Genomic DNA, 22,707 nt, shown 5'->3' with positions numbered 1-22,707 from the left:
CGTGAAACCTTTCCTCTCCTGGCCGCGGGCCGCACTGACCGTGCTGCTCGCGGCCGTTCTCGTGCTCCTGCTGCCCCACGGCGGCCTCGCGCCGGGCGGGCGGCACACCGGCAGCAGGGCTCCAGTGGCGCCGGAGCCGCTGCCCGGGGTGCCCTCCGGCTTCTTCACCGGCTCCGACGAGGCGGGGGTGCGGCGGATCGCGCAGGTGCAGGCCTGGCTCGGCGGCGAGACCCTCACCGTCGGGCACACGTACCTGCCCGGCGACCGCTGGTCCAACATCGAGGGCCACCCGGCGCTCTTCGAGCCCTGGGCGCGCTGGAAGGAGGAGCGGCCGGGACGGCTCTTCGTCCTGAACGTGCCGCTGCTCGACCGCAACGAGGCGGGGCTGCCGGACGCGGAGGTCCGCGCCGGGCTGCGGCGCGGCGCCGGGGGCGCCTTCGACGCGCACTTCCGGGTCCTCGGGGAGCGGCTCGTGGAGCACGGGCTCGACGACGCGGTCCTCGTGCTCGGCTGGGAGATGAACGGCACCACGTACAGCCATCGCTGCGGGCCGGACCCGACGGCCTGGAAGGCGTACTGGCGGCGGGTCGTGGGGGTGCTGCGGGACGTGCCGGGGCAGCGGTTCCGCTTCGACTTCACCCCGAGCCGGGGGCTCGACGCCGTGGCGTGGCCGCTCTGCTACCCCGGCGACGACGTCGTCGACATCATCGGGATGGACGCCTACGACCAGCCGGCCGGGCTCTCCTTCGAGGAGCAGGTCACCGAGGAGTACGGGCTCGAACACCATGTGCGGTTCGCGGCGGCGCACGGGAAGCCCGTCTCGTACCCGGAGTGGGGGCTGTTCCGGAACGGGGACAACCCCGTCTACGTGCGCGGAATGCTCGACTGGTTCGCGGCGCACCGGCCCGTCTACCAGACGGTGACGGACTACTGCCCGCACGGAGTGTGGGAGTGCGCGGACAATCCGGAGTCGGCGCGGATCGTCAGGGGCGCGCTGGGGGCTCCCGCCCGCCCCTGACCGTCGTCGCGGCTCAGGCGTGCTGGTAGGCCACCAGCGAGATGCCGACGTAGTGGACGATGAAGGCCGCCAGGGTCAGCGAGTGGAAGACCTCGTGGAAGCCGAACCAGCGGGGGGAGGGGTTCGGGCGCTTCATGCCGTAGATGACCCCGCCCGCGCTGTAGAGCAGACCGCCGACGATGACGAGGACGAGGACGGCGATGCCGCCCGCGCGCATGAAGTCCGGCAGGAAGAAGACGGCGGCCCAGCCCATCGCGATGTAGCAGGGCGTGTACAGCCAGCGCGGGGCGCCGACCCAGAAGACGCGGAAGGCGATGCCGGCGAGCGCCGCCGCCCAGACCGCCCACATGAGCGGCTTCGCCGTGGAGTCGGGCAGCAGGAGCAGGGTGAGCGGGGTGTAGGTGCCCGCGATGATCAGGAAGATGTTGGCGTGGTCGAGGCGGCGCAGGACGGCCTCGCCGCGCGGCCCCCAGTTCCCCCGGTGGTAGAGCGCGCTGATGCCGAAGAGCAGGCAGGCCGTGAGGGCGTAGATCCCGCAGGCGATCCGGGCGCGGGGCGAGTCGGAGAAGGCGACGAGGACGAGGCCCGCGACGATGACGGCGGGGAACATGCCGGCGTGCAGCCAGCCTCTGAGTCGAGGCTTCGGCGGGAGCGACAGGGGGTTCTCGACCGGCCCCGGGACATCGGTCGGGGTCACTTCCGGCATGGCTGCAGTCATGAGACCGCATCGTACCTACGCGCCCGTAGGTCCCGGATATGAGTGGCGATGCTCACGTGTGCGGCCCTCTGGACATATGGGCGCTAACATCGGATGATCAAATGAGTGCGGTCGGCACCGGATGAGCAGCTACGAAGCATCCGGGTCGCGGCCCCCACGGGGCATACACCAAAAAAACCCCTCAACAAGGAGCAATCGTGGCGCGCGACAACGCGGCTCCCACCACCGTCCCGACCCAGCACCAGGAGCTCGTCTCCTGGGTGAACGACATCGCCGAGATCACCCAGCCGGACAACATCGTCTGGTGCGACGGATCCGAGGCGGAGTACGAGCGTCTGTGCGAGGAGCTCGTCGCCAAGGGGACCTTCACGAAGCTCGACCCGGTCAAGCGTCCGAACTCGTACTACGCCGCTTCCGACCCCTCCGACGTCGCGCGCGTCGAGGACCGCACCTACATCTGCTCCGAGAAGGAGGAGGACGCGGGCCCGACCAACCACTGGAAGGCCCCCGCGGAGATGAAGGACGTCTTCGCCGGTGAGAAGGGCATCTTCCGCGGCTCGATGCGCGGCCGCACCATGTACGTCGTGCCCTTCTGCATGGGCCCGGTCGGCTCCCCGCTCTCCGCCATCGGCGTCGAGATCACGGACTCCGCGTACGTCGCCGTCTCCATGCGCACCATGACCCGCATGGGACAGTCCGTCCTGGACGAGCTCGGCACCGACGGCTTCTTCGTCAAGGCCGTCCACACCCTGGGCGCCCCCCTCGCGGAGGGCGAGGCGGACGTGCCGTGGCCGTGCAACACCACCAAGTACATCTCGCACTTCCCGGAGACCCGCGAGATCTGGTCGTACGGCTCGGGCTACGGCGGCAACGCCCTGCTCGGCAAGAAGTGCTACGCGCTCCGCATCGCCTCCGTCATGGCGCGTGACGAGGGCTGGCTCGCCGAGCACATGCTCATCCTCAAGCTCACCCCGCCGCAGGGCGAGGCCAAGTACGTCGCCGCCGCCTTCCCGTCGGCCTGCGGCAAGACCAACCTCGCCATGCTGGAGCCCACGATCTCCGGCTGGACGGTCGAGACCATCGGCGACGACATCGCCTGGATGCGCTTCGGCGAGGACGGCCGCCTCTACGCGATCAACCCCGAGGCCGGCTTCTTCGGCGTCGCGCCCGGCACCGGCGAGCACACCAACGCCAACGCCATGAAGACCCTGTGGGGCAACTCCGTCTTCACCAACGTCGCGCTCACCGACGACGGCGACGTGTGGTGGGAGGGCATGACCGAGACGGCCCCCGCCCACCTCACGGACTGGAAGGGCAACGACTGGACGCCGGAGTCCGAGACCCCGGCCGCCCACCCGAACGCCCGCTTCACCGTCCCGGCCGGCCAGTGCCCGACGATCGCCCCCGAGTGGGAGGACACCAAGGGCGTCCCGATCTCCGCGATCCTCTTCGGTGGCCGCCGCGCCTCCGCCGTCCCGCTGGTCACCGAGTCCTTCGACTGGAACCACGGCGTCTTCCTCGGCGCGAACGTCGCCTCCGAGAAGACCGCCGCCGCCGAGGGCAAGGTCGGCGAGCTGCGCCGCGACCCCTTCGCCATGCTGCCGTTCTGCGGCTACAACATGGGCGACTACATGGCCCACTGGGTCAAGGTGGGCGCGAACGCGGACGCCGCGAAGCTGCCGAAGATCTACTACGTGAACTGGTTCCGCAAGAACGACGCGGGCAAGTTCGTCTGGCCCGGCTTCGGCGAGAACAGCCGCGTCCTCAAGTGGATCGTGGAGCGCCTGGAGGGCAAGGCCGAGGGCGTCGAGACCCCGATCGGCATCCTGCCGACCCCGGAGTCCCTCGACACCGAGGGCCTCGACCTGCCGGCCGAGGACCTGGAGTTCCTCCTCAAGGTCGACCGTGACGTGTGGCGCGAAGAGGCCGCCCTCGTCCCGGACCACCTGAACACCTTCGGCGAGCACACGCCGAAGGAGCTGTGGGACCAGTACAACGCGCTCGTGGAGCGCCTGGGCTAGTCCCCCTTCCCAGACTCGTGGTGGGTTGCCCCGAAACACCGCCCTGACCAGTGGGGTCACGACGGCCCACCACGACGCATCCGGCCCCCGGAGCCCCCTCAGGCTCCGGGGGCCGGCGCACGTCCGCTACAGGATCGGCTGTCCGGTCTCGACGGTGGCGATCGCCTTGCGGCAGGCGTCACGGAAGGCCTCGAACCGGCCGCCCGACTTGTACCAGGTCTGCGCGCGGTCGCCGCGGGACGAATGGTCGCCGAAGAGGCTCTCGCGGAGCTCCGTGGTCAGCTCCAGCTGCGCTCCCATGGAGAGCATCGTGAGGTTGCACGGGTTGGTGACGTGGCTGCCGTTGTACTCGCCGAGCGTGGCGGAGTACTTCGGGTCGTAGGCGTCGACCGCCTGGAAGCCCGCCCTCTTGATCTCGGTCACCAGCGCGGTACGGAAGGCCTTGTTGAGGCCGCCGACGACGGCGACGGCCTTGTTCCCGGTCTCAGGGAAGTCGGCCAGGGGCAGGTCGAGCTGGCCGAACGTACACCCGTGCAGGGACAGCACGTTGAGGTGGCTGCGCACGGTCGACAGGACGACGTGGTCGTCGCAGTTCTTCGAGGTGACGTGCAGGGCGCGGTTGCCGTCGGAGAGCAGGCCCTCGAACATGAAGTAGTCGTGCACGGTCGGCAGGATCGGGGCGCCCGCGGGGTCGCCCTTGCCGTCGCCGGGGGCGCTGCCCGGGCTGTAGCCGGCGATGCCCAGGCACAGTTCGCTCGTGCCCTTCTCGATGCCGCCGCCGTGCAGCGCGAGGATCGCGGTGCGCGGGAAGTCCCCCTGTGCGGACATGTCGGTGTCGAACCGCTGGTGGCGGCGCCAGCGACGGCTGTACGAGGTGCCCTCGACATGCGCAGGGTCCTTGTACAGCGCGGTGTTCGAGGGGTACTCCGGCGGGGCCGGCTGCACCGGGTCCACCCCGGCGGCGGCCGCCGGGGCGGCGGAGGCGAGGCCGAGGACCGGGGCGCCTGCGGTGGCGGCCGCGGCGAGGGTCGTCAGGACGGTGCGGCGGGACGTGGGGCGCTCTGAGAATGTCATGCGCGGAACATATTCGATCTTGGAGCGCCGCCGCCGGTGGTTTCTCTCCCGAGTGATCCTCTTCTCAGCGGTTCCTCTCTTCCAGGTAGCGCGTGTGCGTCTGCTGCCGCAGGGCCTCCGCCTCGTGCAGCTCGTCCGCGATCGCCGACGCCTCCTCGCGCAGCGCCGAGAGCTGCCGTTCCAGGTGCCGTTCCGGCGGCTCCGCGCCCGGGGTCACACGGGACCACCAGCGGGTCCGTACGAAGGTGTCGACGGCCTCGGGGACGTCCTGGCGGACCGCGCGGGCCAGGACGTGGAGCTGCTCCGGGTCGCTGACCCAGCCCGGCGCCAGCAGGGCGTCGAGGAGCTCCGCCAGCTCGTCGACCCGCTCGCGCGCGGCCGGCGGCAGCTCCACCTCGGCCAGGTAGGCGCGCAGCTTCGTGAAGTCGGCGCGCAGCGCGTCGAGTTGCTCGCCGGCATCCGGGAAGCACGGGGTGTCGGGGCGCTCGGGCGGGGCGATCAGCGCCCCCGCCGCGTACAGGCCCACGACCACCAGCGGCCACAGGGCGCCCGCCGCCCCGGTGAGGGTGAGCGCGAGACCGGCCAGGCCGGCGGCGCAGCCCGTCAGGTTCTTGCGGGACTCGGCGTACCGCAGGAGGCGGTTCGGGAGACGGTCACTGGTAGCCACGGATCTCCTCGAAGGCGCCGTCGAGCGAGCCCGTGGTGGCGTCGAAGAGCTTGCCGCCGGTCAGGCTCGCGATGTGGTCGAGCTCGCCGCGGTCGGAGTCCCCGAAGAGGATCGGGAAGACCGGGGTGCGCTGCTGCTCGGCGGGCAGGGAGCGGTAGAAGGTGTCGAAGGCGGAGGCGGGGTCGCCGTCGGTGTTCTCGCCGTCCGTCATGAGCACGATCGAGGTGAAGGTGTCGTCGCCGCGGGTTCCGCCCAGGAAGCGGTACGCCTCCTGGAGGCTGGAGTAGATCGCGGTGCCGCCGGAGGCCGTGAGGTTCCCCGTGTCGCTCCGTATCTCGTCCTGCGCCGCCTTGGGCGAGGCCGGGTCGACCTTGTGCGTGTGGACCTCGCCCCGCTTCACCGCGGAGCCGAAGGGCATCAGGGTGACCTCCTCCCGGTCCCGGAAGTCGCCGGTGAGCTCGGCCAGCGACGCCTTCAGGCGTTCGAGGCGCTCGCCCGCCATGGAGCCGGACGTGTCGAGCACGTACACCGTGCGGGAGGGCCTGCGCAGGGCGTTGTCGTAGGAGTCGAGCAGGTCGTCGGCGACGGCCCGGCTGCCAGGGAAGGGCAGCTCGCGCCGCTTGTCCTCGGCGAGCGCGGCCGCCGGCGGGACACCGAGGACGACCGGGCGGCGCAGGGTCGTCTCCGTGATGCGCCGCTGGGCGTCCGGGGTGCGCAGATACGTCGTGAGCCGGCCGGCGGCGTCCTTCGCCTCGGCACGGGCGGAGGTCAGCAGGGTCAGCGGGTAGTCGGCGGTCACGACGCCGTCCGAGGGGCGGATCACGGTGAGCTTCCCGGGCGCCGACAGCAGCACGGACTCGTAGTTGACGAGCGCGTCGAGGTCGGTGCGGCGGCCGTACGCGGTCGCGAGCCAGCCGGAGGAGCCGGACGTCAGCTTCTGGCCCGCGAAGAACTCCTTCAGCCGGGGAGTGGCCCGGGCGACGTCCTGCGCGGTCAGCGCGGACTGCGCGCCGGAGAGCCCCGAGGCCACCGAGACCAGCGCGGAGAAACCGGAGTTGGAGCGCTTCGGGTCGGTCATGCCGTACGTCAGCTTCTTCTCGGCGACCGCCTTGTGCAGCTGCGACCAGGTGACCTTCGACGGGTCCCAGCCGAGCCGGGCGACGGCCTCGGGCCGTACGCCGACGGCCACCGGCGAGGTCATGACCGGGGTCTCGCCGGTGATCCGGCCGACGGTGTCCGGGCGGAGCCTGAGGTAGTCGTTGGAGGACAGCCAGATCGCGTCGTACGCCTTCTCCGCCTCGCCGGAGGCGATCTGCTCGACGGCGTCGAGGGTGCCCGCGTAGGTGGGGCGGACGGTGACCCCGGTGGCCTTGCGGGCCTCTTCCAGTACGGGGGCCATGTCGGCCAGCTCGGAGGAGGCGAGGACCCGGAGCGTGCCGGGGGCGTAGCCCGTGCCGTACCGGTCGGGCGTCGGGCCGCCCTGGCCGCCGACGGTGCTGTTGTCGATGGTCGAGCAGGAGCCGCCGGTGGCCGTGACGAGCAGGGCGAGGGCGAGGGCGGCGAGCGCCCGGGGGAGGGAGGCGGCCTTCCTCATGCGGCGCCGCCCCCTTCCAGGGCGCTCGTGCGGCGGCTGCGCTCCAGGTGCGCACTGGCCACCTGGAGTTCCGCGGTCAGGGAGTCGACCGTGGCCGCCATGGACTCCGTCGCCCGCACCTTGTAGGTGTCGATGGCGTCGAGGGTCGAGTAGATCTGCTGGAACGCCGTGCGGAGGGTCTCCGCGCCCACGGCCGGGTTCGCCGCCATCTCGTGGATGTCGTCGGCCTGCTGCGACAGCATCGCCGCGTTGCCGAGGATCAGGTCCTCCGTCGTCGACCGCAGCACGTTCACCTGCTCGGTGACCTTGTGCTGGTTCTCCAGGGCGGAGGCGAGCATGACGGCGATCCGCAGGGCCGTCAGCGTCGTCGACGCCGCGCGGTCCACGCCCTTGATCAGCTCGTCGTTGTTCCGCCGGACCACGTCCATCGCCATGTACCCCTGGGCGCAGACGGCCAGCTGGGTCAGCAGGTCCTGGTGCTTCTGCCGGACCGGGAAGAGTACGTCGGCGCGCAGCGCGTCCGCCTGGGCCGGGTCCGGGGTGCGGGCGACGCGCTGCTCGACGGCCGCGTCGAGGGCCTCCGTGAGCACCGCGTACTCCTGGAGTCTGCCCATGGTCTCCCACAGGCGGGCCCGCTCCGTCTGCAACGCCGCGTTGTCGCGGCGCAGTTCGTCCTGGCCGCCGCGGAGCGAGCCGACGATCCGGCTCAGCGTGGCCTGCGAGGAGGCGTACTTGGCGACGTGGTCGCGCAGTCTGTTGCCGCCGGGGAGCTTGGCGAGCAGCCCCTTGATGCCCTTGGTGGGGGTGTCCCGGGGGTCCAGGTCCTCGACCGTGCGCCGGAGTTCGACGAGCGAGGCGCCGACCCGGGTCTGGGCGTCGCCGCCGGGCGCGCCGGTGCCGAGCGAGCGGACCGTGCGGTCGAGCATGCGGTTCGACTGCTGGGCGGCCGAGCGCATCTCGCCGGCGCCGAGCGCCGCGATCTCGCCGATGCGGCCCGCGAAGTCGGGGGAGCGCGGGTCGAGCCCTTCGAGCGTGGTGACGTACTCGGAGGCCCGCCGGGACATCTCGGTGCGGGTGGCCTCGTCCAGCGGTACGAGGCCGGAGGCCTGCGCGGGGCGGACGGGCGGGACCGGCTCGGGCGGGGTGAGCACGAGCGGGGTGTCGTGCCCGGGAGGTGTCAGGGCCATCGTTCTTCTCGGGTCCTCGGGCTGCTGTCCGGTCATGCGGGGTCCCCCTGGTCGCGGGCCCGCCGCGCCATCTCGTGCAGCACCTCGCTGGTGGGCACGGGCGCCTGGCGGACACCGGTGAGTGTCTGGTTGAGGTAGGCGGTGTGTGCGCCGGTGGCGGAGGTGAACTCGCCCGCCGGGCCCTGCGGCCGGAAGCCGTGGCGGACCGCGAGCTTGCGCAACTCTGGGTCGCTGGAGAGGAGTTCACCGAGCGCCCGGCCGTTCTCGGTGAGCGGTACGAGGGTGTGGTCGCTGCTGACGGTGGTGTCCGGGTAGAGGACGACGAGGTCGCCCATCGGCCGGCCCGCGAGGAGCTGGGCGGCGACCTGGGACTCGTACACCAGGACCAGGGGGTTGCCGACACCGCTGACGAAGTCGCGGAACGGGGCGTCGGAGCCCGCCTGCTGGGCGCCCTGCACCTGGATCAGTTTGCGCATGAGGGGTGCGGTGCGGGTCACGGCGGCGGTGTCGCCCGCGACCTTGCCGCCGTCGGCGACGTAGCTCGCGGCCGCCAGGTAGAGGGCGCCGGAGTTGGAGGCGACCGGATCGGTGGAGGTGATGAAGAGGGTGCCGCTCAGCTCGGCGTGCCCGGCGGAGCCCTTCAGCTGCTGCCAGGTCCGGTCGGCGCGGGCGGCGGCCAGATAGGCGTCCATCTTCAGGGTGCCGGTCGTCCCGCGCGGGCCGAGGGTCGCGAGGCCGTTGCCCGCGAGGACCCGGGCGGCCGGGCTGTGGGCCACGACGACGAGCGGCGAGTAGAACGGCCGCAGGGGCGAGGTGGTCGCCCGGTCCTTCGTCTTCGCCTTCGCGCGGAGCCCGTCGGCGGGCCCGCGGGAGGAGGGGAAGGCGAAGTCGTAGCCGTCGAGGGGCAGTTCGTCCATGTCCCAGGACCCGGAGGTCTCGGTGCCCACGGTGAATCCCTTGGCGGCGAGCGCCTTCACCACCTGAGGGTCGGCGAAGAACTCGGCCTTCTCCGACCCGATGACTCCTCGCACGGTCTTCGTTGCCGTGCCTGTGTCCTTGTCGCCGTCCGTCAGGAGGACGGCGGCCACGCCGCCGAGGAGCAGAACGGCCAGGACGATTCCCAGGATGCGTCTCACGCGGGCAGAGTGCTCGCGGAAACCCACATTCCAGGGGGAGTTGGGTGTACGGCGCGTGAAGTGCCGATCCCGGTACCGAACCGGAGCGGGGGGTGCCGCATCCCGTCCGCTCCGTCTCCGGGGGCGGGTATGTGTGGCTCCCGGTCCGCGCGGTTCGTGCCACGCGGACCGGGGCCGTCAGGGGGTGCCGGCCGCGGCCAGGGCGGGTTCCCCGGCCAGCGCCGCGGTGTGCGCGTCCATGCGCTCGGCGGCGAGGATCGCGGCGGCCGTGTCGGCCCGGGAGGCGGCGACGACCAGGGCGCGGCCCGCGAGGGCGTGCGCCTTGCTGTGCAGGTCCCGCGCCGGCGAGCCGCTCAGGCCCGCGTGGCGGGCGGGCGGCGCGCCGCGCAGCCGCGCCACCTGGCGGGCGATGAGCTCGCCGGCCTCCGTGTCGCCGAGCTCGTCGGTGACGGCGAGCAGGGCGGCGAGGTGTCCGGCGAGCTGGATGTCCAGCTCCTCCTCGCGCGAGCGGTGCGGATACGTGTGGTCGTCGTCGGCCATCCGGTGGACCGACTTGGTGCGGATCGGTTCGTACATGGGGACGGCCTCCTGGGTGCTCTGGAGCCATCCTAGCTTAGATTCTGTCTAAAGTTGAGTGAGGTCCGGTGATGGCGCGCGGCCGCCGGGTCTCAGGGCTGGCTGTAGCCGTCCAGGAACCGGCCGATCCGCGTCACCGCGTCCGCCAGGTCCGCCGCCGCCGGCAGCGTGACGATCCGGAAGTGGTCCGGCTCGTGCCAGTTGAACCCCGTCCCGTGCACGACCATGATCTTCTCGGCCCGCAGCAGGTCCAGGACCATCTGCCGGTCGTCCTTGATCTTGTAGACGTTCGGGTCGAGGCGCGGGAAGAGGTACAGCGCGCCCTTCGGCTTCACGCACGTCACGCCCGGGATCTGCGTCAGCAGCTCGTACGCCGTGTCCCGCTGCTCCAGCAGCCGCCCGCCCGGCAGGACCAGGTCCTCGATCGACTGCCGGCCCTGGAGGGCGGCGGCCACCGCGTGCTGCGCGGGCATGTTCGCGCACAGCCGCATGTTGGCGAGGATCGTGAGGCCCTCGATGTAGGAGGTCGCGTGGTGCTTCGGGCCGCACACCGCGAGCCAGCCGGAGCGGAAGCCCGCCACCCGGTAGTTCTTGCTCATCCCGTTGAAGGTGAGGCAGAGCAGGTCCGGGGCGATCGCGGCGGTCGGCGTGTGCGTCGTGCCGTCGTAGAGGATCTTGTCGTAGATCTCGTCCGAGCAGACCACCAGGCCGTGGCGGCGGGCGATCTCCGTCAGCGAGCGGAGCATCTCGTCGTCGTAGACGGCGCCCGTCGGATTGTTCGGGTTGATGATCACGATCGCCTTGGTGCGGTCGGTGATCTTCCGCTCGATGTCGGCGAGGTCCGGCATCCAGTCGGACTGCTCGTCGCAGCGGTAGTGCACGGCCGTACCGCCCGCGAGCGAGACCGAGGCCGTCCACAGCGGATAGTCCGGAGCCGGTACGAGGACCTCGTCGCCGTCGTCGAGGAGCGCCTGCATCGACATCTGGATCAGCTCCGAGACGCCGTTGCCGAGGTAGATGTCCTCGACGGAGAGCGGAATGCCCTTCGTCTCGTAGTGGCTCATCACCGCCCGGCGGGCCGAGAGCAGGCCCTTCGCGTCGCCGTAGCCGTGCGCCTCGGAGAGGTTCCGCAGCACGTCCTCGAGGATGGCGGGCGGACACTCGAAGCCGAAGGCGGCCGGGTTGCCCGTGTTGAGCTTGAGGATGCGATGACCCGCAGCCTCAAGCCGCATCGCCTCTTCGAGCACCGGACCCCGGATTTCGTAACAGACGTTGGCGAGCTTCGTGGACTGGATCACCTGCATGACGAGAGCTTACGGCGGGGCCGGGCGGGACGCCTCGTGTTTTGGGACACGTCGGACACCCCGGTGTGACCCCCGTCGCACTCTCGGTGGCGTGCTCCCTACAATTCGGCCCCATGAGCCAGCACGACCCCGGAGCCGCCGGATCCCGGCGCGCCCGCCGCCGCCACGCCCCCGCCCGCCGGGCCCGCGGCCCGGTGTGGCTGATCGCCGCGGGCGGACTCGCCGTCCTCGGCGCCGCCGCCGCGCTGCTCTCGGGCGGCGCCGGCACGAAGGGCGGGTCGAACTCCCCGGACGGCGGCTCCGACGGGCCGCCCGCGCTGATCCAGGCGGATCCGACCGCCCCCACCGCCACCGCCACCGCGGGTACCTCCGCGCCCTCCGGCCCCGGCTCCGGCGGCTCCGGCGGCGCCCCCACCGCGACCGCGACGACCCCCTCCCCGGGGAGCACCGGCCCCGAAGCCACCGGCGAGGGCCCGTCGGCGACGACTGCTCCGACCGGGGCGGCGACGGCCGGACCGGGTACCGCGCCCACCGCCGACGCGTCCGGCGCCACCGAGCACCCGGGGAAGCAGGGCCGCGGGCGGGGCGCCACCAAGCGGCCGAGGTAGCGGGCGAGGTCGGAGGATTCGGGGGTCTCCCGCGCGCGGGATAGGTTGGCACGTCATGTGGGTCTTCAGTGCCTCCGGATGCCGGTGGCTGGGTGCTGCCGGGTCGCTCGCCGTCGCCGTGGGCGGGTGGGCCGCCGGGACGCTGCCCGTACGCGGCGGCTGGGGCCTCTGGGAGCCGCGCGGCTCCGCGCTCACCGTGGCCGGCGCCCTCCTCGCGTACCTCGGCCTGACCCTGCTCGTCGCCGCCTGGTGGCGGTACGGCGTCCTGCTCGCGCGGGGCGTACGGGACGGGGTGCTCGGGACCCTGGCCCTCTGGACCGCGCCGCTCCTGCTCGCCCCGCCGCTCCACAGCGCGGACGTCTACAGCTACATCGCCCAGGGCGGGATGGTCCTCGAAGGCCACGACGTCTACGGCGCCGGGCCCTCCGTCCTCGGCCCCGGCGAGCTCGGCGCGGACGCGGCGGCGAGCGTCGGAGGGAACTGGACCGACACCCCCGCCCCGTACGGCCCCGTCTTCCTGCTCCTCGCCGAGGCCGTCGTCGCGGTCACCGGCGGGGCGGTCGTGCCCGCCGTCCTCGGCATGCGGCTGATCGCCCTCGGCGCCCTCGCGCTGATCGTCCGGTCCGTCCGCGGCCTCGCGGGCGGCACGGCCGGCCACCGCGACGGCGCGGTGTGGCTGGCCGCGCTCAACCCGCTGCTCCTGATCCACGTCGTCGGCGGCATGCACAACGACGGGCTGATGATCGGCCTCGTGCTGGGCGGGGTGCTGCTCGCCGTGCGCGGGCGGTGGGTGCTCGGCTGCGTCCTCGTCGGCCTCGCCATGATGGTGAAGTCGCCGGCGGCGGTCGCCCTGCTGTTCATCGGCGTCATGGTCGCCCACCGCGACGGCGGCGGCGTACGGGGTGTGGCGAAGGGACTGGTCCTGCCCGGGCTCGTCGCGGGCGCGGTCGCCGTCGGGGCGACGCTCGCCGCCGGAACCGGCTTCGGGTGGCTGCGGACGCAGAGCGTCGCCGGGGCCATCCACACGGCCCTCTCCCTCACCAGCGACCTCGGGCTCGCGCTCGGCACGCTCCTCGCCGACGACCCCGACCCGGTCAAGGGCGCCGTCCAGAAGCTGGGGCTCGCCGTCGCCGCCGGGCTGATCCTGGTGCTCGCGTGGCGGGCCTGGAAGGGCCGGACCGACCCGGTCCTCGGGCTCGGCCTCGCCCTGGTCGCCCTGGTCGCGCTCTCGCCCATGGTGCAGCCCTGGTACCTGCTGTGGGGCACGGCCGTCGTCGCGGCGGCCGCCTGGCACAGCCGGGCGGGCCAGGTCCTCGCCGTCCTCTCGGCGGCGCTCGTGTACGAGACGGCGCCCTCGGGCCACACCCCCTGGTACGGCTTCGTCCTCGCCGGCCTCGTCCTCGCGCTCGGCCTGCTGTGGCTCCGAAGGGACCCGTGGCCGCCGGCCGCCTCCGCGCCACCGGCGGACGCGCCCCGCGGTGACCTGCGGGACACCCCGGCCCGGTAGCTTCCGGACGGACCGGTCCCGGTGGGCTCCGGACGGACCGGTCCCGGTGGGCTCCGGACGGACCGGTCCCGGTGGACTCGGGCGGACCTGCGGGACGCCTGGTCCCGGTGGGCTCCTGCTGAGCGCGGGCCGTCCGGTCCCGGGCGCCCCCGGCACACCCGCGGGCCGCCCCGTCACGGCAGCCCCCGTGCCCTCCCGCCGGGTGCCCCGCCCGGTAGCCTCCGGCAGCATGATGCGTGCGTGGGTCCTGCCGGTGCTGTTGCTGCTCTGCGGTGGGCTCGTCGTCGGTGCCCGGGTCGCCGACGGTGGTTCCTTCGCGGTGGTCGCCCCCCTGGTGCTGCTCTTCGTGCTGCTCGCGGCCGTCACCTCGCCCCTGGTCTTCCCGAGGTCGACCGGGGCCGCCGAGGCCCGGCGCCGCGCCGAGGCCGACGGCCGCCCCGTCGTCTACTGGCGGCCCGGCTGCGCCTACTGCCTGCGCCTGCGCCTCCGGCTGGGCACCCGGGCCCGCCGGGCGCACTGGGTCGACATCTGGCGCGACCCGGAAGGCGCGGCCGACGTCCGGGCGGCCACCGGCGGCGACGAGACGGTGCCGACGGTCGTCGTCGAGGGCAGGGCGCACGTGAACCCCGACCCCGCCTGGGTGCGCGCCCGGCTCACCCGCTGACGGGTGTCCGGCGGATCGCCCGGCCCGCCAGGACGTCCGTCCGCCGGCCGTCCTCGACGACGAACCTGCCGTCCACCAGGACGTGCGGGATGCCCACCGGGAGGGTGCGGGGGGACGCGTACGTCGCTCCCGCCGCGACCGTCGCCGGGTCGAAGAGGACCAGGTCCGCCACGTACCCCTCCCTGACCAGCCCCCGGTCCGGGAGGCGGAGCCGGGCCGCCGGGCGGGACGTCAGATGGGCGACGCACTCCTCCAGGGAGAGGACGCCGAGCTCGCGCACGTACCGCCCCAGGTACTCCGGGAACGTGCCGTACGCGCGCGGGTGCGGCTTGAGGCCCTGGAGGATGCCGTCCGAGCCGCCCGTGTGCACCCGGTGCCGCATGATCGTCCGGACGTTCTCCTCGTGGCCCACGTGCTGGAGGACCGACGTGCCGAGCCGGTCGTCGAGCAGGAGCCGGCGCGCCGTGTCCCAGCCGTCGAGGCGGCGGCCCACGAAGCCCGCGAGAGCGGGGTCGCCCACGCCCGCGATCTCGATCGTGTCCCACTCCATCGGCACCCCGTGGCAGCCGTCCGAGCCGACGACCTCCAGGTGGTGCCGGATCCGCTCCGCCGTCCCCTCGTCGCGCAGGCGCGCCAGCACCGCCTCCGGGCCGCCCTCGCCCGCCCAGCTCGGCAGGACGGCGACCAGGGTCGTGCTGCCGGGCGTGTACGGGTACGTGTCGAGGGTGATGTCCGCGCCCCCGGCGAGCGCCTCGTCCAGCAGGGCCAGCAGCTCCGGCGCCCGGCCCTCGTTCACGCCGAAGTTCATCGTGGCGTGGGCCAGATGGAGGGCGCAGCCCGCCTCGCGGGTGAGGGCGACCATCTCCTCGTACGCCCGCAGGGCCCCGGCGCCGTACGAGCGGTGGTGCGGGCAGTAGTAGCCGCCGTACTCCGCCACGACCCGGCAGAGCTCGGTGAGTTCGGCGTCCGGCGCGTACATGCCGGGGGTGTACGTCAGACCGGAGGACATGCCGACCGCGCCCTGCTCCAGGCCCTCGGCGACGAGCCGCCGCATCCGGTCCAGCTCGGGCCCGGTCGCGGGGCGGTCCTCCCAGCCGACCGCGTACATCCTGACCGTCCCCTGCGGGACGAGGTACGCGGCGTTGACCGCGATGCCCCGGCCGCCGTGCGCCCCGTCGAGCCGGTCCAGGTACTCGCCGACCGTCCGCCAGTCCAGGTCGACGGTCGTGTCCCCGGGCGCACCGCCGTTCCAGCCGGAGATCGTCCGCCGGACCTCGTCGAGCGTGCGGTCGTCGACCGGCGCGTACGACAGGCCGTCCTGGCCCAGGACTTCGAGCGTCACGCCCTGCGCCGCCTTCGCGCTGTGGTCGGGGTCGCGGAGCAGCGCGAGGTCGCTGTGGGCGTGCATGTCGACGAAGCCGGGGGAGAGCGCGAGGCCCTCGGCGTCCACGACGCGCCGGGCGGTCGGGCGCTGGCAGCCGGCGGCGGCGCCCTCCTTGACGATCGCGGCGATCCGGCCGCCGTCGATCGCCACGTCGGCCCGGTACGACGGCCCGCCGCTGCCGTCGACGACCTCCGCGTCGCGGAAGACGAGGTCCATGACCCTGCTCCTGTTCCTAGGGCGTGTTGCGAAAGTAGCGCCGGCCGCCCGAAGGGCGGGCCCGACGGCGTCTGGCACGCACGCTCGCCGCGTTGTCGTCACTCGTCAACGTCCCCCGCAGCCCTTCGGGCACGGGGGCACCGCGTTGACTGCCTCCTCCGCCTTGCGATCGCACGCACCAGCAGCCGCTCCCTGATCCGGCCTGATCGACCGGACAGGTCCTAGAAGAAGGTGCGGATGTAGTCGACGACCGTGCCGTCCGCCTCGACCAGCGGGATCAGCTGCCACTTGTCGAAGGACGTACACGGGTGGGACAGGCCCATGCCGACCCAGTCGCCGACCTCCACGTCCGCGCCGGACTCCGTGCGGAGCCAGGCGTGCTGGTCGGAGAGGCCCGTGACGGTGACACCCTCGGCGGCGCGCACCTCGCCCGTCCGGGCGTCCCGGACGACCTGCGCCTCGGGGAGGTGGAGGTCGTGGGCGGCGTCCCGCTTGCCCGCGTTGGTGAACGCCTGCTCGGCGGTCGGCCGGGACACGACCTGCGACCAGAGCCTGAACGCGGGCTGGAGCGCGCCCTCCTCGGGCACCCGGTTGAAGGGGGTCCGCTCACGGTACTGCCCGTCGTCGTGCGAGACGTACGCGCCGGAGCGCAGCAGCTTCAGGACCGGGCGGGAGAGGCCCGGGATCTCCGCGAAGACCTCGGCGACCGCGTCGAACCACTCGCTCCCGCCCGCGCTGATCACGATCTCGCCGATCGCGGGGTCGAAACGGCCGGCCTTGTCGAAGTCGGCCGCGAGGCCCACCAGCCGCTGCAGCCACTCCCTGACCCGCTCGCCGTCCGCGCCGGGCATCGTGCCCTCGTACCCGGCGACGCCGACGAGCCGCAGCGCCGGAGCGGCCGCGACCGCGTCGGCGACGGCCGCGCACTCCGCCTCGGTCCGCACGCCCGTCCGCCCGGTCGCGCCGGCCGCCAGCTCGACGACGACGTCCACGGCGCGGGCGGCGCCGGCGGCGCGCAGCGCCTCGTCCATCAGCTCGACGCCGCGCACGGAGTCGACGTAGCAGAGGAAGCGGAAGTCCGGGTCGGCGTCGAGCTCGGCGGCGAGCCAGCGCAGGGCGACCGGGTCGACGACCTCGTTCGCGAGGAAGATCCGGGCGACACCGTGGGCCCGGTAGACGCGGGCCTGGTGCGGCACGGCGGCGGTGATCCCCCAGGCGCCGTGCTCCAGCTGGCGGTCGAAGAGCCGGGGCGCCATGGAGGTCTTGCCGTGCGGGGCGAACGCGAGGCCGTGGCGCTCCGCGTAGACCTCCAGGAGGCGGAGGTTGTGCTCGACGGACTCGGCCGAGAGCGCGAGCACTGGGGTGGTGAAGCCGCCGGTGAAGAGGTTGCGCCGCTGGGCCGCCAGCTCGCCGACGGTCAGGCCCTCGGCGTCCGGGGGCAGCCCCTTGAATCGGTGGTCGACTCGCTCGTTCGCCAGGTCGGGCATCGGGCCTCCTCATCTGCGCGTTGCGGAAGATGCAACGCTCATTGCGCATACTGCTCACTGCTGTCTAACATCCGGGCCAAGGCCGGGTCAATGGACCCGTAGGAGCCACAGGGAGCCCGAGAGTGAGCGGACACGCGCCCCCGGACTTCGTCTGCCTCGGCGAGTCCATGGTGACCTTCCTGCCCTCCCGGCCCGGCCGCCTCGCCGACGTCCCCTCCTTCGCCCGCGCGATCGGCGGCGCCGAGTCCAACGTCGCCTGCGCCCTCGCCGCCGCCGGCCACCGCGTGCGGTGGGTCGGCCGCGTCGGCCGGGACGGCTTCGGCCACCACCTGGTCGAGACGATCGGCGCGTACGGCGTGGACGTCGCCGCCGTCGGCCGCGACCCGCACCGCCCGACCGGCGTCTACTTCCGCACGGCCGACGACCGGGCCACGGAGGCCCACGAGGTCGTCTACTACCGCGCCGGCTCGGCCGCCTCCGCGATGTCGCCCGCCACCGTCCCGTACGACTCCGTCGCCGACGGCCGCGTCCTGCACCTCACCGGCATCACGGCCGCCCTCTCCGCCGACTGCCTCGCCCTCGTGCGCGAGCTGACCGCCCCGCGCCCCGGGCGCCCCCTCGTCTCCTTCGACGTCAACCACCGGCCCGCCCTGTGGCGCGACGGTGCCGCGCCCGAGGTGCTGCTCGAACTCGCCCGCCGCGCCGACCTCGTCTTCGTCGGCGCGGACGAGGCGGAGGCGCTGTGGGGGCTCCGTGAGCCGGGCGAGATCCGTGAGGTGCTGGCGGGGCCCGCGGTGCTGGTGGTCAAGCAGGGCGGGGAGGGGGCGGTCGCGTTCGAGCGCTGCGCGGCTTCCTTCCCCACCCCGCCCCTTCCCGAACCGGGGGCCCTGCGCCCGGACCCCCGCGCCTCAAACGCCGGCGGGGCTGATCATGACACCGTCACCACCGTCCCCGCCCCCCGCGTCGACGTCCTCGCGCCCGTCGGCGCGGGCGACGCCTTCGCCGCCGGGTTCCTCTCCGCGACCCTCCGGGGGCTCGGCATGACCGAACGCCTCCGCCACGGCCACCTCATGGCCGCCGCCGCCCTCACGGTCCCCGGCGACGTCGCCGTCCCGCCCCGCCGCGCCCACGCCGACCGGCTCGCCGCCCTCGACGCCGACGCCTGGGGGACACTTCACCTCGGCCCCGGCTGGACGGGGCGCGACCAGGAGGGCCCCGACCGGACGGGGGACGACCAGGAGGTACGTACGCCATGAGCCAGACCGTCGACCGGGCGCTCAGCATCCTGCCGCTGCTCGCCCGTGGCCCCGCCGACCTCGGGCAGGTCGCCGACGAGCTCGGCGTCCACAAGTCCACGGCCCTGCGCCTCCTGCGCACCCTCCACGAGCACGGCCTCGTCCACCGGCAGCAGGACCAGCGCTACCGCCTCGGCGCCCGCCTCTTCGCCCTCGCCCAGGAGGCCGTCGAGAACCTCGACGTCCGCGAGATCGCCCACCCCTACCTCACCGAGCTCAACGAGCGGATCGGGCACACCGTCCACCTCGCCGTCTACGAGGAGGGCGAGGTCCTCTACATCGACAAGGTCGAGAGCCGCTACCCGGTCCGCATGTACTCCCGCATCGGCAAGCCGGTCGCGATCACCGTCGCCGCCGTCGCCAAGCTGCTCCTCGCCGACCTGCCCGAGCCCGAGCGCCGCGCCGTCGCCGCGAAGCTCGACTACCCCCCGTACACGCCCCGTTCGACCCCGAACGCCGCCGCCTTCCTCAAGGAGCTGGCGACCGTACGCGAACAGGGCTGGGCCACCGACCTCGGCGGCCACGAGGAGTCCATCAACTGCGTCGGCGCCCCCATCCGCGGCGCCGACGGCCGGGTCGTCGCCGCCATGTCGGTCTCGGCGCCCAACGTGGTCGTCACGGCCGAGGAACTCCTCACCCTCCTCCCGCAGGTGCGCCGCACCGCGGACGCCATCAGCCGCGAGTACTCCGGCACCGCACCCACCAAGGACAACGGATGACCACCGAGAAGATCGCCCTCACCCCCGCCACCCACACCGCCCCGCCCGCGAAGTTCTCGCACGGAGTGAAGAAGGGCAACATCCTCCAGGTCGCCGGCCAGGTCGGCTTCCTCCCCGCCGTCGAGGGCCAGGCCCCGGTGGTCGCGGGCCCGACGCTGCGCGAGCAGACCCTCCAGACCTTCGCCAACGTCAAGGCGATCCTGGAGGAGGGCGGCGCGAGCTGGGACGACGTCATGATGACCCGCGTCTACCTGACGGACGTGGACCACTTCGCCGAGATGAACGAGATCTACAACGCGTACTTCGAGGAGCAGGGCCTCAAGGCCCCGGCCTCCGCCCGGACGACCGTGTACGTCGGCCTCCCGGCCGGTCTCCTCATCGAGATCGACGCACTCGCCGTCCTCGGCTGAGGCGGGCGGCCCCGGCCCCCGGGCGGTAGGCCCGGGGCGGTCGGGCCCCTCGCGGTCGGGCGCGACCGGCGCGCGGGTCAGGCCGAGGCGGGCGCGGAGCGGTCCGCGGTGGTGGGGTCGTGGGCTTCCACGATTTCCGCGTCCACGACTTCACCGTCCACGAAGTCGGCTTCGGCGCGGGCTGCTCGGGGGGCCGGCAGGGTGAGTTCCAGTCCGGCGAGGTGGTTCTTCAGCCTCTTCGCCATCGGGCGGTAGGTCGCGTACGTCAGCCCGCCGGAGACGACGGCCCCGACGACGGGGATGGCCTTCGAGACGGTCTTCGCGAAGGTCTGCTTCGTCATCTGGACGCCGAGGTAGCCCGCGACCCTCTTCACGATCGGATAGACGACGCCCTGGGTGAGCGCCTTCTGCGGCAGCTTCTTGGCGACCTCCTTCGACATCATCCCCGCGATCTGCCCGACGGCGGCGTTCGCCGACTGGGTACCGAACATCACGCCGAAGAAGAGCGTCAGGACGCTCTTGGTCGCGTCGTCGACCCCGTCGCTGTCACCGGAGAACAGATCGGGCCAGCTGTAGAGGTACGCGAGCTTCTGCGCGATGCGCAGCATGTGGCCGAAGTACTGGGCCAGGTCGGCGGGCACGGTGGCCGGCAGGGCGAGGAAGCCGGGCATCCCGGCGGCGGCGGAGAGGGCGCTGGCCTTGGCGGTCTCGTAGCCGATGGAGTCGTCGGCCGCCTTGTTCAGGACCTCGAGAGGGATGCCGGCCGCCGCGGGGGTCTCCTCGATCGCCCTGCGGATGTCGTCCTCGGAGCAGTGGCGGGCCAGGGCCTTGCGGAGGTACGCCTCCCGGTCGATCCGTACACCCGGAAGGCCCGCCGCGCTCGCCAGTACCGCGGAGAAGCGCGACTCCGGGCTCTCCATCACCTTGCTCTTCGCCATGGCGCGAACCTACAGGGCGCCCACGGGCGCCGATCCGGTTTCCACGGAAATGCCACGACGGGCCCTGGGGGCGACAGAGCCGGGGCCGGCGGGAACTTCCCGCCGGCCCCGGCCCGTTCACCTCGTGTGCTCAGGACGTCGTGCAGTACTGGGCCTGCTTGCCGATCGAGCGGTACATGCAGTCCGCGTTCTCCAGGAGCTGGAGGACGGCGTCGCGGTTGCGGCTCGTCTCGCGCTCGATGACCTCGTCGGGCGGGTAGAAGCCGCCCCCGCCGGACGAGGCCGGGTACATCTCGAACGTGTAGCCGAAGATCCTGTGCACGCCCCACAGGTAGTCGTCGATCGAGCCGTCCGTGATGTAGAGGTCGCTCGACTGCTCGGGCGTGTAGCCGTTGCTCGCGGCCATCTTGCCGCCGACGGCCGCGAAGGCGTCGCGGTCGTCCTGCGTCATGCCGGGCGCGGTGTTGGCCGTGGTCCAGCCGAAGGGCCAGAGGACCAGCTCGCTGTAGGTGTGGAAGTCGATGGCCGCGGTGATCTGCTGCTTGCCGCCGACGACCCGCGAGCGGACGAAGTCGGAGACGACCTTCACCTCGGGGGCCGACTCGGGGGCCGTGCCGCGGTACGTCTCCGAGCTCTTGGACCCGGAGGAGCCGCCGCAGCAGCCCCACTTGTAGTTCCAGTTCCGGTTCATGTCCGTACCGATGTACGAGGAGCCGGAGTTGGGCTGCCGGTTCTTGCGCCAGCTGCGGTACGAGCCGGAGGCGATGTCGTACTCGCCGCCGTCCGGGTTGAGGTCCGGGACGATCCAGATCTCGCGCCCGTTCACGGCGTTGGTGACCCGGGAGTCGCTGCCGTAGCCCGCGCCGAGCTCGCGCAGGAGGTACAGCGCCATCTCGACCGTGAGGTGCTCGCGGGCGTGCTGGTGGTGGGTGAAGAGGACCTCGGGCTCGTTCTCGTCGGTGGCGACGTTGTCGCTGATCTTGATCGCGACGATGTCCCGGCCCTGGTACGTCTTCCCGATCACCTGCTTGCGCATGATCGAGGGGTACTGCGCGAGGCGCTGGTCGATCTCCGCGTTCATCTCCGCGAAGTTGTGGTACCTCGAATCGGCGGAGGGGAAGTCGAGCGGGGCGATCCCCTCGCTCTCGTGCGTGTGGCCGTGGGGCTGTGCCTTGGCGGGGCCGCGGTCCGGCGGGCCGGGAAGGGCGACGGGCCTGTAGCCGAGTGCCTTGAGCCGGGCGAGCTGCTCGGTGTTGGCGCTGACGACGACCGCGCGGGCGTCGACCTCGTCGATCGAGACGCCGGTGGCGGTGAGCGCGGTGCGGGCGGCGACGGTGGAGGGACCGGTGATCTCGTACTGCCGGATCACCTCCTCGGCGCCGGAGGCGATACGGGCGGCGATCGGCGCCGGGTCGGCCCCGGCGGGTGAGGAGAGGGCGGAGAGGGGCGCCGCGAGGGCGAGCGCCACGAGGGCCGCGAGGGTGGCGGACCTTCTGCCGCGGGTGGGACGTCGCATGCTGTCTCCTGGGTGGGGAGTGTGGGGGAGTGCGACAAACTCGTGCGGGTGTCCGGCCACATGGTGAAGCTATGTCATGGACCGGTCAAGATGTCGAGTTCGGCCATGCTGTCCCGCGTGGGGACCCTCATCGGCAGATACTCATCGAGCACAAGCTAGGCGAAGGCGGCATGGGAACCGTCTACCTGGCCCGATCGCGCGGCGGGCGCGCCGTCGCCGTCGAGGTCGCGCGGCCGGAACTCGCCTCCGACCCGTCCTTCCGCGCGCGCTTCCGCGCCGAGGTCGCGGCGGCCCGTCAGGTCGGCGGCTTCCACACCGCGCAGGTCGTCGACGCCGACCCCGAGGCGGAGGCGCCCCGGCTCGCCACCGCCTACATCCCGGGACCCACCCTTTCGGGTCTCCTCGCCGCCCGGGGCCCGAAGGGGGAGGCGGCGCTGCGCGCGCTCGGGGCCGCGCTCGCCGAGGCCCCGGAGGCCATCCACGCCTGCGGGTTCGTCCACCGGGACCTCAAGCCCGGAAGCACCTGGGGTACCTCCCAGGCCGAAGGCACTGGGGGAGGGCCGTTCGGGGACGGGATGCCGATGGGGCTCATGCACCTGTCGGTGCACGAGGCGCCGGACCTCGCCAGACGGCGCCGCGCCGCCGGGGGAGCGGCGGCGCGGCGCGGT

General features: G+C 73.0%; 20 protein-coding genes and 1 pseudogene. 9 read left to right on the top strand and 12 right to left on the bottom strand.

Annotated elements, in window-relative coordinates; genetic code table 11:
• The first annotated feature begins 1 nt into the window (after position 1).
• Positions 2-1,018 carry a glycoside hydrolase family 26 protein gene (locus tag ACF08F_RS30845; RefSeq protein WP_392301813.1) on the top strand — a complete coding sequence of 339 codons (1,017 nt, stop codon included), beginning with the start codon at positions 2-4 and terminating at the stop codon, positions 1,016-1,018.
• A 13-nt stretch (positions 1,019-1,031) separates the two neighbouring features.
• On the opposite strand, the gene ACF08F_RS30840 is transcribed toward ACF08F_RS30845, so the two are convergent.
• Complete coding sequence (locus tag ACF08F_RS30840) at positions 1,032-1,736, bottom strand: hemolysin III family protein (protein ID WP_392301812.1); 705 nt, start codon at positions 1,734-1,736, stop codon at positions 1,032-1,034.
• A gap of 197 nt (positions 1,737-1,933) precedes the next feature.
• Here ACF08F_RS30840 and ACF08F_RS30835 point away from each other — a divergent pair, with 197 nt between their 5' ends.
• The gene (locus ACF08F_RS30835; RefSeq protein ID WP_392301811.1) at positions 1,934-3,757 is read left to right on the top strand and encodes a phosphoenolpyruvate carboxykinase (GTP); all 1,824 of its coding nucleotides are present in this window, start codon (positions 1,934-1,936) and stop codon (positions 3,755-3,757) included.
• Between the two features lie 126 nt (positions 3,758-3,883).
• On the opposite strand, the gene ACF08F_RS30830 is transcribed toward ACF08F_RS30835, so the two are convergent.
• From ACF08F_RS30830 to ACF08F_RS30800, 7 genes are all read right to left on the bottom strand, one after another.
• Positions 3,884-4,831, bottom strand: a complete 948-nt coding sequence (locus ACF08F_RS30830; protein WP_392301810.1) for a poly-gamma-glutamate hydrolase family protein — start codon at positions 4,829-4,831, stop codon at positions 3,884-3,886.
• A gap of 64 nt (positions 4,832-4,895) precedes the next feature.
• Positions 4,896-5,498 (bottom strand): hypothetical protein, encoded by a 603-nt coding sequence (locus tag ACF08F_RS30825; RefSeq protein ID WP_392301809.1) that lies wholly within the window; start codon positions 5,496-5,498, stop codon positions 4,896-4,898.
• The gene (locus ACF08F_RS30820) at positions 5,485-7,092 is read right to left on the bottom strand and encodes a substrate-binding domain-containing protein (protein WP_392301808.1); all 1,608 of its coding nucleotides are present in this window, start codon (positions 7,090-7,092) and stop codon (positions 5,485-5,487) included. The genes ACF08F_RS30825 and ACF08F_RS30820 overlap by 14 nt, the downstream gene beginning before the upstream one ends.
• Entirely contained in the window at positions 7,089-8,315 is a 1,227-nt protein-coding gene (locus ACF08F_RS30815) for a toxic anion resistance protein (protein WP_392301807.1), read from the bottom strand. The genes ACF08F_RS30820 and ACF08F_RS30815 overlap by 4 nt, the downstream gene beginning before the upstream one ends.
• Entirely contained in the window at positions 8,312-9,442 is a 1,131-nt protein-coding gene (locus ACF08F_RS30810) for a hypothetical protein (protein ID WP_392301806.1), read from the bottom strand. Before ACF08F_RS30810 ends, ACF08F_RS30815 begins: the two co-directional genes overlap by 4 nt.
• Positions 9,443-9,592: 150 nt before the next feature.
• Positions 9,593-9,991 (bottom strand): hypothetical protein, encoded by a 399-nt coding sequence (locus ACF08F_RS30805; RefSeq protein ID WP_392301805.1) that lies wholly within the window; start codon positions 9,989-9,991, stop codon positions 9,593-9,595.
• A 92-nt stretch (positions 9,992-10,083) separates the two neighbouring features.
• Entirely contained in the window at positions 10,084-11,295 is a 1,212-nt protein-coding gene (locus tag ACF08F_RS30800; protein ID WP_392301804.1) for a pyridoxal phosphate-dependent aminotransferase, read from the bottom strand.
• 113 nt (positions 11,296-11,408) lie between these two features.
• Between ACF08F_RS30800 and ACF08F_RS30795 the strand changes: the two genes are divergently transcribed.
• From ACF08F_RS30795 to ACF08F_RS30785, 3 genes are all read left to right on the top strand, one after another.
• Positions 11,409-11,903 carry a hypothetical protein gene (locus tag ACF08F_RS30795; protein ID WP_392301803.1) on the top strand — a complete coding sequence of 165 codons (495 nt, stop codon included), beginning with the start codon at positions 11,409-11,411 and terminating at the stop codon, positions 11,901-11,903.
• Positions 11,904-11,958: 55 nt separating this feature from the next.
• Positions 11,959-13,410 carry a polyprenol phosphomannose-dependent alpha 1,6 mannosyltransferase MptB gene (gene mptB / locus ACF08F_RS30790; RefSeq protein ID WP_392301802.1) on the top strand — a complete coding sequence of 484 codons (1,452 nt, stop codon included), beginning with the start codon at positions 11,959-11,961 and terminating at the stop codon, positions 13,408-13,410.
• A gap of 229 nt (positions 13,411-13,639) precedes the next feature.
• Positions 13,640-14,074 carry a glutaredoxin domain-containing protein gene (locus ACF08F_RS30785; RefSeq protein WP_392301801.1) on the top strand — a complete coding sequence of 145 codons (435 nt, stop codon included), beginning with the start codon at positions 13,640-13,642 and terminating at the stop codon, positions 14,072-14,074.
• Here ACF08F_RS30785 and ACF08F_RS30780 read toward each other — a convergent pair.
• The gene (locus tag ACF08F_RS30780; protein ID WP_392301800.1) at positions 14,064-15,674 is read right to left on the bottom strand and encodes an amidohydrolase family protein; all 1,611 of its coding nucleotides are present in this window, start codon (positions 15,672-15,674) and stop codon (positions 14,064-14,066) included. The genes ACF08F_RS30785 and ACF08F_RS30780 overlap by 11 nt on opposite strands.
• Positions 15,675-15,895: 221 nt before the next feature.
• Positions 15,896-17,161: an alanine racemase gene (locus ACF08F_RS30775; RefSeq protein WP_392301799.1), complete on the bottom strand. Its 1,266-nt coding sequence runs from the start codon at positions 17,159-17,161 to the stop codon at positions 15,896-15,898.
• 122 nt (positions 17,162-17,283) lie between these two features.
• Between ACF08F_RS30775 and ACF08F_RS30770 the strand changes: the two genes are divergently transcribed.
• The 3 genes from ACF08F_RS30770 to ACF08F_RS30760 are packed head-to-tail and all read left to right on the top strand — an operon-like array spanning position 17,284 to position 19,585.
• Positions 17,284-18,417 carry a sugar kinase gene (locus ACF08F_RS30770; RefSeq protein WP_392301798.1) on the top strand — a complete coding sequence of 378 codons (1,134 nt, stop codon included), beginning with the start codon at positions 17,284-17,286 and terminating at the stop codon, positions 18,415-18,417.
• Positions 18,414-19,175: an IclR family transcriptional regulator gene (locus tag ACF08F_RS30765; RefSeq protein WP_392301797.1), complete on the top strand. Its 762-nt coding sequence runs from the start codon at positions 18,414-18,416 to the stop codon at positions 19,173-19,175. Before ACF08F_RS30770 ends, ACF08F_RS30765 begins: the two co-directional genes overlap by 4 nt.
• Complete coding sequence (locus ACF08F_RS30760) at positions 19,172-19,585, top strand: RidA family protein (RefSeq protein WP_392301796.1); 414 nt, start codon at positions 19,172-19,174, stop codon at positions 19,583-19,585. The genes ACF08F_RS30765 and ACF08F_RS30760 overlap by 4 nt, the downstream gene beginning before the upstream one ends.
• Before the next feature lie 77 nt (positions 19,586-19,662).
• On the opposite strand, the gene ACF08F_RS30755 is transcribed toward ACF08F_RS30760, so the two are convergent.
• On the bottom strand, positions 19,663-20,523 hold the full coding sequence (locus ACF08F_RS30755) for a hypothetical protein (protein ID WP_392301795.1): 861 nt from the start codon (positions 20,521-20,523) through the stop codon (positions 19,663-19,665).
• Positions 20,524-20,653: 130 nt separating this feature from the next.
• Complete coding sequence (locus tag ACF08F_RS30750) at positions 20,654-22,039, bottom strand: M14 family metallopeptidase (protein WP_392301794.1); 1,386 nt, start codon at positions 22,037-22,039, stop codon at positions 20,654-20,656.
• A 137-nt stretch (positions 22,040-22,176) separates the two neighbouring features.
• Here ACF08F_RS30750 and ACF08F_RS30745 point away from each other — a divergent pair.
• Positions 22,177-22,665 (top strand): annotated as a pseudogene (locus ACF08F_RS30745) (serine/threonine protein kinase); the annotation flags it as partial.
• Between the last annotated feature and the right edge of the window lie 42 nt (positions 22,666-22,707).

This window comes from Streptomyces sp. NPDC015130 (genome assembly GCF_043080005.1).
In the GTDB taxonomy this organism is placed as follows: domain Bacteria; phylum Actinomycetota; class Actinomycetes; order Streptomycetales; family Streptomycetaceae; genus Streptomyces.
Note: the sequence above shows the minus strand (reverse complement) of the source record. Positions and strands in the feature narration are given on the sequence as shown.

What these genes read in the sequence shown, in the direction of transcription:
- ACF08F_RS30765 (WP_392301797.1), top strand. Translation starts at nt 18,414, where the DNA reads ATGAGCCAGACCGTCGACCGGGCGCTCAGCATCCTGCCGCTGCTCGCC.
- mptB (WP_392301802.1), top strand. Translation starts at nt 11,959, where the DNA reads ATGTGGGTCTTCAGTGCCTCCGGATGCCGGTGGCTGGGTGCTGCCGGG.
- ACF08F_RS30750 (WP_392301794.1), bottom strand. Translation starts at nt 22,039, where the DNA reads ATGCGACGTCCCACCCGCGGCAGAAGGTCCGCCACCCTCGCGGCCCTC.
- ACF08F_RS30775 (WP_392301799.1), bottom strand. Translation starts at nt 17,161, where the DNA reads ATGCCCGACCTGGCGAACGAGCGAGTCGACCACCGATTCAAGGGGCTG.
- ACF08F_RS30820 (WP_392301808.1), bottom strand. Translation starts at nt 7,092, where the DNA reads ATGAGGAAGGCCGCCTCCCTCCCCCGGGCGCTCGCCGCCCTCGCCCTC.
- ACF08F_RS30780 (WP_392301800.1), bottom strand. Translation starts at nt 15,674, where the DNA reads ATGGACCTCGTCTTCCGCGACGCGGAGGTCGTCGACGGCAGCGGCGGG.
- ACF08F_RS30815 (WP_392301807.1), bottom strand. Translation starts at nt 8,315, where the DNA reads ATGACCGGACAGCAGCCCGAGGACCCGAGAAGAACGATGGCCCTGACA.
- ACF08F_RS30795 (WP_392301803.1), top strand. Translation starts at nt 11,409, where the DNA reads ATGAGCCAGCACGACCCCGGAGCCGCCGGATCCCGGCGCGCCCGCCGC.
- ACF08F_RS30755 (WP_392301795.1), bottom strand. Translation starts at nt 20,523, where the DNA reads ATGGCGAAGAGCAAGGTGATGGAGAGCCCGGAGTCGCGCTTCTCCGCG.
- ACF08F_RS30805 (WP_392301805.1), bottom strand. Translation starts at nt 9,991, where the DNA reads ATGTACGAACCGATCCGCACCAAGTCGGTCCACCGGATGGCCGACGAC.
- ACF08F_RS30830 (WP_392301810.1), bottom strand. Translation starts at nt 4,831, where the DNA reads ATGACATTCTCAGAGCGCCCCACGTCCCGCCGCACCGTCCTGACGACC.
- ACF08F_RS30760 (WP_392301796.1), top strand. Translation starts at nt 19,172, where the DNA reads ATGACCACCGAGAAGATCGCCCTCACCCCCGCCACCCACACCGCCCCG.
- ACF08F_RS30785 (WP_392301801.1), top strand. Translation starts at nt 13,640, where the DNA reads ATGATGCGTGCGTGGGTCCTGCCGGTGCTGTTGCTGCTCTGCGGTGGG.
- ACF08F_RS30840 (WP_392301812.1), bottom strand. Translation starts at nt 1,736, where the DNA reads ATGACTGCAGCCATGCCGGAAGTGACCCCGACCGATGTCCCGGGGCCG.
- ACF08F_RS30800 (WP_392301804.1), bottom strand. Translation starts at nt 11,295, where the DNA reads ATGCAGGTGATCCAGTCCACGAAGCTCGCCAACGTCTGTTACGAAATC.